The organism is Photobacterium sanctipauli (assembly GCF_003026495.1).
Lineage (GTDB): Bacteria > Pseudomonadota > Gammaproteobacteria > Enterobacterales > Vibrionaceae > Photobacterium > Photobacterium sanctipauli.
The window spans coordinates 76508-90060 of sequence record NZ_PYMA01000008.1 but is presented as its reverse complement, the minus strand read 5'-3'; the positions used below and the strand labels follow the sequence as shown (position 1 = coordinate 90060).

Below are 13553 nucleotides of genomic sequence, written 5' to 3'. Positions count from 1 at the left end.
CTTTAGCTTTTTTGTGATTTTAAAAATTGAAAGTGTGTGTATTTTTGTGATGTAAAACACGTTATGTTTGGTGGGTTTATGTTTGCTGGATTGATGCTTGCTGGTTTATGTGAGCTTGGTGGGTTTTTCGACTTTTCACGGTATCGCACGGCATTGGCGTGAGGTTGCCGATTTTTACCAAGGGTGGCGGCAGGGATCTAGCAGGGATAAAAAAGCGCAGGCCAGTGGCCTGCGCAAATTAGCATTCAATGTAGGGGAGAATCCTAGAATAGGAAGCGGGTACCAACCATTACCTGGTCGCTCTTACCTTCGATACCTTCGAACTTGTAAGAAGTGAATACGCGGAAGTTAGGCTTGAAGTAGTAAGCCGCTTCTACTGCAACCATGTCTTTAACGTCAAGGTTACGCTCTGTATCTTCAAGGTAGTTGTGCGTTGCTGCAATACGTAGCTTGTCGATAGTGTAAGCGGCGGTTAGCTCGTAACCAGTACTTTCTTCAACTTCTTGGCCTGCAAAGTCACGGAAGTTGCTAGAGTCTTGGTAAAGACCTGCTAGGTATAGGCCGCCAGTTTGGTAGGTAATAGAAGCGAAGCTTTGAGTTTGCTTTTCATCATCAACACGGTTTTGTTCTGCGTGGCCGATACCAAAGCCTAGGCCCATTTCCATGTTGTACATGGCACCAACAGAGTAACCTTCGCTATTTGACGATGTCGTATCTTGCGTTGCGATATCAAATGCGTAGTTGGCTCGAAGAACTAGGTTGTTACCGCCTACTTCGAAAGAACCCAGGTAAGATAGGTTGCTGCCTGTACGGTCACCGGCTGCAATCTTGCCGCCCACTTCGTTACCGTGGAAGTGCAGGATATCAGTTGTATCCGTTAGCATGCCTAGGGCGCCGTGCGACTTACCGAATACCACGCGACCGAAATCACCGCCGATACCCGCGTAAGCGAAACGGTTGTTTACGTTACCGTTGTCACCCTGATCACCTGCACTGGTCATCTCACCTTCCCAGAAACCGATACCGTATAGGTTGTCGGTTAGCTGCATGTTACCGCCAAGGTTAAGACGGATACGGGTACGGTCGATAGCGCTTGACTCACCTTCTGGTGCGTCAGTATTGAATACTGCACGTGCGTCGAAACGGCCGCCCATTGATAGGCTGTAAGTGTCGTCTGAGTAGATTTCTGCTGCTGTTGCCGTACTTGAAAGCGCTGCTGCTGAAAGTGCAATAGCTAATAGTTTTTTGTTCATTGTCTGATCCTTTGTAAGGTCGTTATTGGTTGCTTTTTATGGGTTTAAAAGCACGGGTTCTTTGTACGCAAGTTGGCAGGCAGGGTGGTAGTAAAATGAAATTAAAAGATCGGTGAAAACGTTATCACTTTCTTGTAAGTGATTGTTTTTCACTTAATTATTAAGTGGTTACGTTTACACTAAAGGGTTCTATTTTTATCGGAAATGGCTTGCATTTAGATTTTTTTTAAAAAGTGATTAATTATCAGAGCCCGTTACTTTGTGATGGAGGCAACTTTTTTCTTTGTTGCGATCGTTTAGGACTGCGAGGCATGAAGTTGAATCGCAGGTGACCTGCGGCGAATCTTTGTTTAGAATGATTAGGTTCCCTATTAATAATCGGTGAGTTCGGTATTGGTACCGGGCTGGCTTTTTTTTGCCTTTATATAGCTATCGCTATTGGGGGCGTTGAGGTAAGTAAATTTATGGATAAGATTCCAATGACGGTTCGCGGCGAGAAGCTGCTGCGCGAAGAATTAGATGTATTGATGAAGCGTCGCCCGATTATTTCGCAGGCGATTGGCGAAGCACGTGAACTGGGTGACCTTAAGGAAAACGCAGAGTATCACGCTGCCCGTGAAGAGCAGGGTATCTGTGAAGCGCAGATCCGCGATATCGAATACAAGCTATCAGTTGCTCAGGTCATTGACGTAACGAAGATGGAAAACACTGGCAAGGTGATTTTTGGTGTGACGGTAACGCTAATCGACGTTGATACCGAAGAAGAAGAGACTTACCAGATCGTGGGTGACGACGAAGCTGATATCAAGGCGGGTCGTATTTCGGTGAACTCACCGATTGCCCGTGGCCTGATCGGTAAAATGCAAGATGACGAAGTGACTATCACGACACCGGGTGGTCAGCGTGAGTTTGAAATTGCAGAAGTCGCTTACATCTAACAGTTTTGTTAATAAATGTGACTAACTGCAATCAATCACGGCATTCCATGCCATGATTAACGTATAAAAAAGGCCGCAGCGGCGGCCTTTTTTATTTGCGAGGAAGCTCGATTTTGCGCTCTTCGCTCTGACGGTAAAGAACCAATGTCTTACCAATAACCTGAACTTTTTCAGCTTTGGTTTCGCGGACAATCGCGTCAACGATCAAAACTTTGGTCTCACGATCTTCTGAAGCAACTTTAACCTTGATAAGCTCATGGTGGTTAAGTGCCAGTTCGATTTCAGCCAGAACCGCTTCAGTAAGGCCGTTTGCACCCATAAGGACAACAGGTTTTAGGTTGTGAGCAAGACCCTTCAGGTGTTGCTTCTGTTTGGTGCTTAGATTCATGTCGACTCTATTTTGTATATTAGGGTTGAAAACAGGGTATTCTAACGCCATATAGTCTAGAAGACTAATTTGTTTAGTATACGCCAGCGAATTTGTCGCTGAGTATACTTGATAAGTACCCAAACTCATTAGGTAAATCATGAGTAAAAAAAAGCATTCGGCCAGCTCAGGCCGTTGGCTGAAAGAGCATTTTGATGATAAATATGTTCTAGAGGCGCAAAAAAAAGGTTATCGCTCTCGTGCCATCTTCAAAATTGAAGAAATCCAAAATAAAGATAAATTACTGAAACCTGGCATGACCGTAGTTGATCTGGGTGCTGCACCTGGTGGTTGGTCACAATATGCTGCTGAGGTTGTCGGTGATGACGGGCAAGTTATCGCCTGTGACATCTTGCCGATGGATTCGCTACCTGGTGTGAGTTTCCTGCAAGGGGATTTCCGTGAGGAAGCGGTACTAGACGCGCTGCTTGAGCGCATTCAGCCAGACATGGTAGATGTCGTCCTTTCGGATATGGCGCCTAACATGAGTGGCAACTTGGCTTCAGATCAGCCTAGAGCAATGTATCTTGTTGAACTAGCATTAGATATGTGTAGGCAAGTACTTGCACCAAACGGCAGCTTTGCGGTAAAAGTTTTCCAAGGCGAAGGCTTTGACCAGTACTTGGCAGAAGTGCGCAGTATGTTCAAAGTTGTCAAAATTCGTAAACCGGACTCGTCACGAGATCGCTCTCGTGAGGTATATATTGTAGCTACAGGCTATAAACTGTAGTACCCTAAATTCATCTATTAGTTATCGCGGGGTTAACACCTTGAGTGACATGGCAAAAAACTTGATTTTATGGTTGGTCATCGCTGTGGTTCTGATGTCTGTATTTCAGAGCTTCGGTCCTGGTGATAGTGCTGGCCGTCAAGTCGACTATACAACCTTTGTCCGTGAAATCGGTCAGGATCAGATAAGGGAAGTACGATTCAATGATCGTGAGATTACCGTATACAAACGTGATAACACGCGATACGTCACTTATCTACCTGTCTATAACGACCAAAAGCTGTTAGACGACCTAATTAACGCTAACGTAAAAGTAATGGGCACACCGCCTGAAGAACCAAGCCTGCTGGCTTCCATCTTCATATCGTGGTTCCCAATGCTATTGCTGATTGGTGTCTGGATCTTCTTTATGCGCCAAATGCAGGGCGGCGGTGGCAAGGGTGCCATGTCGTTCGGTAAGTCCAAAGCTCGAATGATGAGCGAAGACCAAATCAAAACAACGTTTGCCGACGTGGCAGGTTGTGATGAAGCAAAAGAAGACGTAAAAGAATTGGTTGACTACCTACGTGATCCAAGCCGTTTCCAGAAACTGGGCGGTAAGATCCCTACGGGTGTGTTGATGGTTGGTCCTCCTGGTACGGGTAAAACGCTACTTGCGAAAGCCATTGCCGGTGAAGCGAAAGTACCATTCTTTACCATTTCGGGTTCTGACTTTGTTGAAATGTTTGTTGGTGTGGGTGCATCCCGTGTCCGTGACATGTTCGACCAAGCAAAGAAAGCTGCTCCTTGTATCATCTTTATCGATGAGATCGATGCTGTCGGTCGTCAGCGTGGCGCGGGTGTAGGTGGTGGTCACGATGAACGTGAGCAAACCCTTAACCAGATGCTAGTTGAGATGGATGGTTTCGAAGGTAACGAAGGTATCATCGTTATCGCGGCAACTAACCGTCCTGACGTACTTGACCCAGCCCTACTACGTCCTGGTCGTTTCGACCGTCAGGTTGTGGTTGGTCTACCGGATGTACGTGGTCGTGAGCAGATCCTGAAAGTACACATGCGTAAGGTACCGCTAGACGGTGACGTGAAGCCTGAGCTGATTGCTCGTGGTACGCCGGGTTTCTCGGGTGCTGACTTGGCTAACCTAGTTAACGAAGCGGCACTGTTTGCAGCGCGCGGTAACAAGCGCACCGTATCCATGGTTGAATTCGAACTGGCGAAAGACAAAATCATGATGGGCGCAGAGCGTAAGTCGATGGTGATGTCTGAAGATCAGAAAGAGTCAACGGCTTACCACGAAGCTGGCCACGCCATCATCGGTCGCCTCGTACCGGATCACGATCCTGTTTATAAGGTATCTATCATTCCACGCGGTCGCGCGTTGGGTGTAACCATGTACCTACCTGAGCAAGACCGTGTTAGCCACTCACGTGAGTTCCTTGAGTCAATGATCTCTAGCCTATACGGCGGTCGTCTGGCTGAAGAGCTGATCTACGGTGTGGATAAGGTATCAACGGGTGCATCGAACGATATCGAGCGTGCGACAGACATCGCCCGTAAGATGGTGACCCAGTGGGGCTTCTCTGACAAGCTTGGTCCATTGCTGTACGCAGAAGACGAAGGTGAGGTATTCCTTGGTCGTTCAGTGACGCAAAGCAAGCACATGTCGGATGACACCGCTAAGCTTATCGATAACGAAGTTCGCGCTATTATCGATCGCAACTACGAGCGAGCACGTGAAATCCTAGAGCAAAACATGGATATCATGCATGCGATGAAAGATGCGCTGATGAAGTACGAAACTATCGATGCTGGTCAGATTGATGATCTGATGGAGCGTAAGTCAGTTATCCGTGCGCCGAAAGGCTGGGGTAACGAAGACGACACCATGAAGCCTGCAGAAGAGACTGCGGCTGCACCAGCTGCTGAAGCACCGGAAGAGAAAACTGAGGAAGCGCCAGCGTCTCCTGAGCAATCACCGGAGTCACAGCCAGTACAGAATAAAGAAGACGATACCAAGCCTCAGGCTTAATCCTCTTCGATGAAACTATAAACCCCAGCCTTGGCTGGGGTTTTTTATTACCGGTCGGTGATAATACCAACCCCATTCATTATCTAATCTTTTTTGCAGGTTAACTCTGACCAGATAGTTAATGGGATTGGTACAACACTTATTTATCAAATGAGCTATTGGAATTTTCTTATTTGCTGTCATGGCTCTGACAGGAATATGCTAGATTGTCGCGATAGCTAAAAGGGAATAATTAGGAGCACGCTGTGATACTGACCAGCAAGGATAAAACCCTTGATTTGTCCCGTCCCCACACCATGGGGATTTTGAACGTTACCCCAGACTCTTTTTCTGACGGTGGCAAGTTCAACCACCTGGATAATGCACTCTTCCATGTTGAAAGTATGCTCAATGCTGGCACCAGTATTATTGATATCGGCGGTGAGTCGACCCGCCCTGGTGCTGCCGACGTTGCGCTGGCACAGGAGTTAGAGCGGGTGATCCCCGTTATTGAGGCTATCCGAACCCGTTTTGACTGCTGGATTTCTATTGATACCAGCAAGGCACAGGTCATGACCGAGGCGGTTCAAGCCGGTGCCGATTTAATTAACGATGTTCGTGCATTGCAGGAAGCAGGGGCGTTGCAGGCCGCGGCTGATGCCGGGGTGCCTATTTGCTTGATGCATATGCAAGGCCAACCGCGTACAATGCAGGCCCAGCCAAGCTATAAGGATGTGATTGCAGACGTTGGCGATTTCCTTGCAGAGCGGGTTGCCGCCTGTGAGAGTGTCGGTATTCAGCGTGAACAACTTCTGCTTGACCCCGGCTATGGTTTTGGCAAAACAATAGAACATAATTACCAATTGCTTGCACATTTGGATGAGTTTCATCGTTTCGGGCTCCCGCTTCTTGTGGGGATGTCGCGCAAATCGATGATCTTTAAATTGTTAAATAAACAACCTGCAGAGTGTCTTGCCGGTAGCCTTGCTTGCGCTGCCATTGCCGCAATGAAAGGCGCACAGATTATTCGGGTACATGACGCCAAAGAAACCGTCGATGTGCTTAAGGTGTGCGAGATGACCCTATCCCAGCAGTAAGTGGCTACTCACTGGTGGTAGGAATAAATAGAATGAATAGAAATTTGCTAGGAGCGAATAATGGCTGAACGTAAGTTCTTTGGTACCGATGGCGTACGTGGTTTAGTTGGCAAAGCACCAATCACCCCTGATTTTGTTTTAAAGCTGGGTTGGGCGGCTGGCCGTGTGCTTTCCCAGCAGGGTACGAAGAAAGTCATCATCGGTAAAGATACCCGTATTTCAGGCTACATGCTGGAATCGGCACTTGAGGCAGGCTTGGCGGCTGCGGGGCTTAAGGCGGCATTCACCGGCCCGATGCCAACCCCGGCTGTTGCGTACCTTACCCGTACGTTCCGTGCTGAAGCGGGCATTGTGATTTCAGCCTCGCACAACCCTTACTACGATAACGGTATCAAGTTCTTCTCAGCAGAAGGTACCAAGCTGCCGGACGAAGTGGAACTGGCGATTGAAGCTGAAATGGAAAAGCCGCTGACATGCGTTGAGTCGGCCATGCTGGGTAAAGCGTACCGCATCGAAGATGCCGCTGGCCGCTACATTGAATTCTGTAAAGGCACATTCCCGTCGAAGTATGATCTGGCTGGCTACAAGATCGTGGTTGACTGTGCCCACGGCGCAACTTACCACATCGCGCCTAATGTATTTAAAGAACTTGGCGCTGAGGTGATCACTATCGGTTGCGAGCCAAACGGTACCAACATCAATGATAAAGTGGGTGCCACCGACGTTGCCGCGCTACAGGCGAAAGTGTTGGAAGAGAAAGCCGACTTCGGTATTGCCCTAGACGGTGACGGCGACCGTGTGATCATGGTTGACGAGGAAGGCAACAAGATTGATGGCGATCAGATCGCTTACATCATTGCCCGCGATGCCCTGCGCCGTGGCGAACTGAAAGGCGGTGTCGTCGGTACCCTGATGACCAACCTGGGTATGGAGAATGCGCTGAAGAACCTGGGTATTCCATTCGTGCGCGCCAAAGTGGGCGATCGCTACGTAATGGAAGAGCTGAAAAAGCACGATTGGCTAATTGGTGCCGAGAACTCGGGCCACGTTATCCTGCTTGACAAGGTGACCACCGGTGACGGTATCGTGGCTGGCCTGCAGGTGATGGCATCGATTGTTGGTAGCAAGATGACATTGAAAGAGCTGGCTGACGGCATGACCATGTACCCGCAGGTACTGGAGAACGTACGTTTTGCTGGTGATTCTAACCCATTGGAATCTGATGCAGTTTTGTCGGCACAAGCGGCTGCAGAGGCTAAACTGGGTGAGAAGGGGCGTGTACTATTGCGTAAATCGGGCACCGAGCCGTTGATCCGCGTAATGGTAGAAGGTGAAGATGCCGAGCTTGTAAAGGCGTCAGCACTGGATATTGCCCAGGCTGTTAAGGATAATTGCTAAACGGCATAAAATCCGAAACTTAACGTCGGCTTTGTTTAAATCTTGGACAAGTAATTCACAAATAGGGTTTTTCATCCAAATTTTACTTGTCAGTCAAGATGGCTTTCGCTAGTATTCATTCCGCTCCTGATAAAGGAGTGCGCTGGCACTGCTAAAGCAAAGCCGGCACAACAACTTAACCATAGGTGGAACCCATGTACGAAATTCTACTTGTGATTTATCTGTTGGCTGCGCTTGGTGTAATTGGCCTAGTTTTGGTTCAACAAGGTAAAGGCGCAGATATGGGAGCTTCATTTGGGGCTGGCGCATCAGGAACCCTGTTTGGCGCGAGCGGCTCTGGAAACTTTCTAACCCGAATGACTGCAATTTTTGCAACTGTGTTTTTCGTTATTAGCCTTGTTCTAGGTAACATGAGCGCGAAAGATGCAAACCAAACCAGTGGTTGGGAAGACCTAAGCGCCCCAGCGACTGAGCAAGTTGCAGAACCAACTGAGAATGTACCTGCAAACAGTGATATTCCTCAGTAATTAAAGATTTAGCCGAGATGGTGAAATTGGTAGACACGCTAGCATGAGGTGCTAGTGCCGCAAGGTGTAGGGGTTCAAGTCCCCTTCTCGGCACCATTATTCTGTTACTTGAAAGAGTAACATCTGAGCGATATAATCGCCTTCAGATTACGGACGCGGGGTGGAGCAGCTTGGTAGCTCGTCGGGCTCATAACCCGAAGGTCGTCGGTTCAAATCCGGCCCCCGCAACCACTTTCCGAAAAAGCGACTATCCTATTAAGGACGTCAGTTTTTTCTATCACAGCTCAGTGTTGTGATAATCAGGGTCCAGTGATAAAAAACCCCGTAATTCGGGGTTTTTTATTATCTGAAACATGACCATTCAGGTATCTACTGGGCTTTATAGCCCTTTTTTTGTTTCCGGGGGGTTGTTTTGACAGCTTTAGAGATGCAATTGACCGAACTGCTTGAGGCGCCGGTAACGGCAACAGGCTACGAGCTAGTGGGTTTGGAATTTATTCGCGCCGGTGAGCACTCGACACTACGTGTGTTCATTGATCATGAAAACGGGATTAACGTTGATGATTGTGCCGAAGTTAGCCGCCAGATCAGTGCGGTGATGGATGTTGAAGATCCAATCACGGTTGCTTACAACCTGGAGGTGTCTTCCCCTGGTCTAGAAAGGCCGCTATTTAAAGCCGCGCATTACCAACAGTTTATTGGCCACGAGGTCAGCCTAGTGTTGAAAATGGCGATGGGCAACCGTCGTAAGTGGAAAGGTGACATCATTGCCGTTGACGGCGAGCTAGTCACGCTAAAAGTTGATGGCAATGAAGAAACATTTGCACTGAGCAATATTTCCAAGGCCAACCTGGTTCCAAAATTCTAACCGCTAAATTGGGGCATTAGAAATGAACAAAGAAATCTTGGCTGTCGTTGAAGCGGTATCCAACGAAAAAGCTGTTCCTCGTGAGCGTATCTTCGAAGCACTTGAGATTGCACTAGCAACAGCAACAAAGAAAAAATACGAAGCAGAAATTGAAGTTCGTGTAGAAATCGACCGTAAAACTGGCGAATTTGAAACGTTCCGTCGTTGGAAAGCTGTTGAAGAAGTAACTCAGCCTACGCTGGAAATTACTTTGGAAGCGGCCAAGTTCGATGACGAAACTATCGAGCTTGATGGCTACATCGAAGATCAGATCGAATCTGTTACGTTTGACCGTATCACTACGCAAACGGCGAAGCAGGTAATCGTACAGAAGGTACGTGAAGCCGAGCGCGCGCAGATCGTTGAACAGTTTATTGACAACGAAGGTGAGCTAATCACTGGTGTGGTCAAGAAAGTTAACCGTGATGCTGTTATCATTGACCTTGGTAACAATGCTGAAGCTGTTATCCAGCGTGATGACCAGCTGCCTCGCGAAAACTTCCGCCCGGGTGACCGTGTTCGTGGTCTGCTATATGCAGTTCGCCCTGAAGCGCGTGGTTTCCAGTTGTTCATGACTCGCTCTAAGCCAGAGATGCTGTCTGAACTATTCCGCATTGAAGTGCCAGAAATCGGCGAAGAGATGATTGAACTAATGGGCGCGGCTCGCGATCCAGGTTCTCGTGCGAAAATCGCAGTGAAGACTAACGACAAGCGTATCGACCCTGTTGGTGCATGTGTTGGTATGCGCGGCGCACGTGTTCAGGCTGTTTCTGGCGAGCTTGGCGGCGAGCGTATCGATATCGTACTTTGGGACGAAAACCCAGCTCAGTTCGTTATCAACGCAATGGCACCAGCTGAAGTTAGCTCTATCATCGTTGATGAAGACAACCACACTATGGATATTGCTGTTGAGAAGGACAACCTTGCTCAGGCAATCGGCCGTAGTGGTCAGAACATTCGCCTAGCGTCTCAGCTAACTGGCTGGGAACTGAATGTAATGACAGTAGAAGATCTACAGAAGAAGCACCAGGAAGAAGCGCAAGAGTCAATTGAGGTTTTCTCTAAGCACCTAGACATCGATGCAGACTTCGCAACAGTACTTGTTGAAGAAGGCTTCACGACACTAGAAGAAATTGCTTACGTGCCTGTTGCTGAGCTGATGGCAATCGACGGTCTTGATGAAGACACGGTAGACGAACTTCGTAACCGTGCTAAAGAAGCACTGACTACCCTAGCTCTTGCTCAGGAAGAATCTTTTGAAGGCGTTGAACCGGCAGAAGACCTACTAGGTCTTGACGGCCTAGAGCGTGAGCTTGCGTTCAAACTGGCTGCAAAAGGTGTTGCGACACTGGAAGACCTAGCAGACCAAGCTACCGACGATCTTACTGACATCGAAGGTATCGACGAAGCTAAAGCGGGTGAGCTGATCATGGCTGCTCGTAACATTTGCTGGTTCAGTGACGAAGCATAAAATTTTATACGCAAGGGAGAAGCAGCATGTCAGAGGTTACAGTTAAAGCACTAGCCGAGGAAATTGGTACGCCAATTGACCGTTTGCTTCAACAGTTCGCCGATGCTGGTATCAGCAAGAAAGCTGAAGAAAGCGTAAGCCAACAGGAAAAGCAGTCCCTGCTAGCCCACCTTAAGAAAGAGCACGGTGGTGATAGCAGTGCTGGCGAGGCTCCTACACGCCTTACTTTGCAACGTAAAACTCGAAGCACGCTAAGTGTTTCGGGTACTGGCGGCAAAAGTAAAAGTGTTCAGGTAGAAGTGCGTAAAAAGCGTACCTACGTCAAACGTTCTGCGCTTGAAGAAGAACAGCGCGCTGCTGAAGAAGCGAAACGCCAGGCAGAAGAAACTGCCAAGCGTGAAGCTGACGAAGCCGCTCAACGTGCAGCCGAAGAAGCTGCCAAGCGTGAAGCAGAAGAGCAGGCGAAGCGTGAGGCTGAACAAGCCGAGCAGCGCGCCGCTGAAGAAAAGCGTTTAGCCGACGAAAAGGCTAAGCAAGAAGCAGAACTAAAGGCCGAACAAGTTGCTGAGGATAAGCAATCTCGTGACGCTGAAGACAAGCGTTTAGCTGAAGAAAAAGCAAAACGCGCCGCCGCTGATGAACAGGCTAAGAAAGAAGCCGAGGCGCTCCAACGTCGCCGGGAAGAGGAAGCCAAGCGTAAAGCCGAAGAAGAGAGTCAGCGTCAGCTAGAAGAGGCACGCAAAATGGCAGAAATGAACGAAAAGAACTGGTCAAAACCTGACCAGGAAAAAGGTAATATGGATAAAGCAGACTACCATACTACAACGTCTAGCTACGCACGCGCAGCGGAAGACGAGCAGGATCGCAAAGAAGAAGGCGGTCGCCGTCGCAAGAAGAAGAAAGCTGGCGGTAAGCAAGACGATCGTAACGCACGCGGTGGTCGTAACCAACGCGGTCGCGGCAAGCAGCAGATGAGCAAGCCTAGCTCAATGCAGCAGCACGGTTTCGATAAGACGGCAACCGTTGCTAAGCAAGACGTTGTTATCGGCGAAACTATCGTTGTTTCAGAACTTGCTAACAAGATGTCTGTTAAAGGCGTTGAAGTTATCAAAGTGATGATGAAGATGGGTGCAATGGCAACCATCAACCAGGTTATCGACCAAGAAACTGCTGCACTTGTAGCGGAAGAAATGGGTCACAAGGTAATCCTACGCAAAGAGAACGAGCTGGAAGAAGCGGTACTATCTGACCGTGACGAGAACCTAGCTGTTGTTCCTCGTGCGCCGGTTGTAACTATTATGGGTCACGTTGACCACGGTAAGACGTCAACACTTGACTACATCCGTAAAGCACACGTTGCTTCGGGCGAAGCGGGTGGTATTACCCAGCATATCGGTGCATACCACGTTGAAACCGACAACGGCATGATCACCTTCCTTGATACTCCGGGACACGCCGCGTTTACCGCAATGCGTGCTCGTGGTGCTCAGGCGACAGATATCGTTGTTCTTGTTGTTGCAGCAGACGATGGCGTGATGCCACAGACAGTTGAGGCAATCCAGCACGCGAAAGCGGCAGGCGTTCCTCTGATTGTTGCTGTGAACAAGATCGATAAAGAAGATGCAAACCCAGACAACGTTAAGAATGAGCTAGCTCAGTACGACGTTATCCCAGAAGAGTGGGGCGGCGAGAACATCTTCGTACACATCTCTGCGAAGCAGGGTACCAACATCGATGGCCTACTTGAGTCTATCCTTCTACAAGCAGAAGTTCTTGAACTGACTGCTGTTGCTGAAGGCATGGCGAAGGGTGTTGTTGTTGAATCACGCCTAGATAAAGGTCGTGGTCCAGTTGCAACTGTCCTTGTTCAGGAAGGTACGCTACGTAAGGGCGATATCGTTCTTTGTGGCCTTGAGCACGGTCGTGTTCGTGCAATGCGCGATGAGCTTGGTAAAGAAATCGAAACTGCAGGCCCGTCTATCCCAGTTGAGATCCTAGGTCTTTCTGGTGTGCCTTCTTCTGGTGACGAAGCCACTGTTGTTCGTGACGAGCGTAAAGCACGTGAAGTAGCACTATACCGTCAGGGTAAATTCCGTGACGTGAAACTGGCTCGCCAGCAGAAAGCGAAACTAGAGAACATGTTCTCTAACATGGCGGCAGGCGAAGTTGCTGAACTTAACGTGGTACTGAAAGCAGACGTACAGGGTTCTGTAGAAGCGATTGCTGACTCACTACGCAAGCTGTCTACTGACGAAGTTAAAGTTAACATCGTTGGTTCTGGTGTAGGTGGTATCACAGAAACTGACGCAGTACTTGCAGCAGCATCTAACGCTATCATCCTTGGCTTCAACGTTCGTGCTGATGCATCAGCTCGTCGTACAGTTGATACCGAGAACCTAGACCTACGCTACTACTCAATCATCTACCAGCTGATTGACGAAGTGAAAGCGGCAATGGGCGGTATGCTTTCTCCTGAATTCAAGCAGGAGATCATCGGTCTTGCTGAAGTTCGTGATGTGTTCAAGTCACCTAAGATTGGTGCTATCGCGGGCTGTATGGTAACGGAAGGTATCATTAAGCGTAGCAACCCAATCCGCGTACTGCGTGATAACGTTGTTATCTACGAAGGTGAGCTAGAATCACTACGTCGCTTCAAAGATGACGTACAAGAAGTTAAGAACGGCTACGAGTGTGGTATCGGCGTTAAGAACTACAATGATGTTCGCGTTGGTGACCAGATCGAAGTTTACGAAATTGTTGAAATTCAGCGTACTCTTGACTAATAACAAGGGCAACA

11 protein-coding genes and 2 tRNA genes are annotated in these 13553 nt (G+C 48.5%); 11 read left to right on the top strand and 2 right to left on the bottom strand.

The window, feature by feature from the left end; all coding sequences use genetic code 11:
* Positions 1 to 263: 263 nt before the first annotated feature.
* Entirely contained in the window at positions 264 to 1253 is a 990-nt protein-coding gene (locus tag C9I98_RS14010) for a porin (protein ID WP_036827291.1), read from the bottom strand.
* A 464-nt stretch (positions 1254 to 1717) separates the two neighbouring features.
* Here C9I98_RS14010 and greA point away from each other — a divergent pair, with 464 nt between their 5' ends.
* The gene (gene greA / locus C9I98_RS14005) at positions 1718 to 2191 is read left to right on the top strand and encodes a transcription elongation factor GreA (protein ID WP_036828173.1); all 474 of its coding nucleotides are present in this window, start codon (positions 1718 to 1720) and stop codon (positions 2189 to 2191) included.
* Between the two features lie 91 nt (positions 2192 to 2282).
* Here greA and yhbY read toward each other — a convergent pair whose 3' ends face one another.
* On the bottom strand, positions 2283 to 2579 hold the full coding sequence (yhbY, locus tag C9I98_RS14000) for a ribosome assembly RNA-binding protein YhbY (protein WP_036828171.1): 297 nt from the start codon (positions 2577 to 2579) through the stop codon (positions 2283 to 2285).
* A gap of 139 nt (positions 2580 to 2718) precedes the next feature.
* Here yhbY and rlmE point away from each other — a divergent pair, with 139 nt between their 5' ends.
* From rlmE to infB, 10 genes are all read left to right on the top strand, one after another.
* Complete coding sequence (gene rlmE, locus C9I98_RS13995; protein WP_107272109.1) at positions 2719 to 3348, top strand: 23S rRNA (uridine(2552)-2'-O)-methyltransferase RlmE; 630 nt, start codon at positions 2719 to 2721, stop codon at positions 3346 to 3348.
* 49 nt (positions 3349 to 3397) lie between these two features.
* On the top strand, positions 3398 to 5377 hold the full coding sequence (gene ftsH / locus C9I98_RS13990; RefSeq protein ID WP_036822470.1) for an ATP-dependent zinc metalloprotease FtsH: 1980 nt from the start codon (positions 3398 to 3400) through the stop codon (positions 5375 to 5377).
* 245 nt (positions 5378 to 5622) lie between these two features.
* Entirely contained in the window at positions 5623 to 6453 is an 831-nt protein-coding gene (folP, locus tag C9I98_RS13985) for a dihydropteroate synthase (protein ID WP_107272108.1), read from the top strand.
* 60 nt (positions 6454 to 6513) lie between these two features.
* Positions 6514 to 7851, top strand: coding sequence for a phosphoglucosamine mutase (gene glmM, locus C9I98_RS13980; protein WP_036816173.1), 1338 nt, complete (start codon positions 6514 to 6516; stop codon positions 7849 to 7851).
* A gap of 194 nt (positions 7852 to 8045) precedes the next feature.
* Positions 8046 to 8378 (top strand): preprotein translocase subunit SecG, encoded by a 333-nt coding sequence (secG, locus tag C9I98_RS13975; protein ID WP_036816171.1) that lies wholly within the window; start codon positions 8046 to 8048, stop codon positions 8376 to 8378.
* Positions 8379 to 8389: 11 nt separating this feature from the next.
* Positions 8390 to 8474, top strand: a tRNA-Leu gene (locus C9I98_RS13970).
* 58 nt (positions 8475 to 8532) lie between these two features.
* A tRNA-Met gene (locus C9I98_RS13965) sits at positions 8533 to 8609 on the top strand.
* A gap of 181 nt (positions 8610 to 8790) precedes the next feature.
* Positions 8791 to 9246 (top strand): ribosome maturation factor RimP, encoded by a 456-nt coding sequence (gene rimP / locus C9I98_RS13960; RefSeq protein WP_036816169.1) that lies wholly within the window; start codon positions 8791 to 8793, stop codon positions 9244 to 9246.
* 22 nt (positions 9247 to 9268) lie between these two features.
* Positions 9269 to 10756, top strand: coding sequence for a transcription termination factor NusA (nusA, locus tag C9I98_RS13955; protein ID WP_036816167.1), 1488 nt, complete (start codon positions 9269 to 9271; stop codon positions 10754 to 10756).
* A 26-nt stretch (positions 10757 to 10782) separates the two neighbouring features.
* Entirely contained in the window at positions 10783 to 13539 is a 2757-nt protein-coding gene (gene infB, locus C9I98_RS13950; RefSeq protein ID WP_036816166.1) for a translation initiation factor IF-2, read from the top strand.
* Positions 13540 to 13553: the final 14 nt, after the last annotated feature.

Excerpts from the sequence above, each read along its gene's own strand:
- C9I98_RS14010 (WP_036827291.1), bottom strand. The coding sequence starts at position 1,253 with ATGAACAAAAAACTATTAGCTATTGCACTTTCAGCAGCAGCGCTTTCA.
- greA (WP_036828173.1), top strand. The coding sequence starts at position 1,718 with ATGGATAAGATTCCAATGACGGTTCGCGGCGAGAAGCTGCTGCGCGAA.
- yhbY (WP_036828171.1), bottom strand. The coding sequence starts at position 2,579 with ATGAATCTAAGCACCAAACAGAAGCAACACCTGAAGGGTCTTGCTCAC.
- rlmE (WP_107272109.1), top strand. The coding sequence starts at position 2,719 with ATGAGTAAAAAAAAGCATTCGGCCAGCTCAGGCCGTTGGCTGAAAGAG.
- ftsH (WP_036822470.1), top strand. The coding sequence starts at position 3,398 with ATGGCAAAAAACTTGATTTTATGGTTGGTCATCGCTGTGGTTCTGATG.
- glmM (WP_036816173.1), top strand. The coding sequence starts at position 6,514 with ATGGCTGAACGTAAGTTCTTTGGTACCGATGGCGTACGTGGTTTAGTT.
- secG (WP_036816171.1), top strand. The coding sequence starts at position 8,046 with ATGTACGAAATTCTACTTGTGATTTATCTGTTGGCTGCGCTTGGTGTA.
- nusA (WP_036816167.1), top strand. The coding sequence starts at position 9,269 with ATGAACAAAGAAATCTTGGCTGTCGTTGAAGCGGTATCCAACGAAAAA.
- infB (WP_036816166.1), top strand. The coding sequence starts at position 10,783 with ATGTCAGAGGTTACAGTTAAAGCACTAGCCGAGGAAATTGGTACGCCA.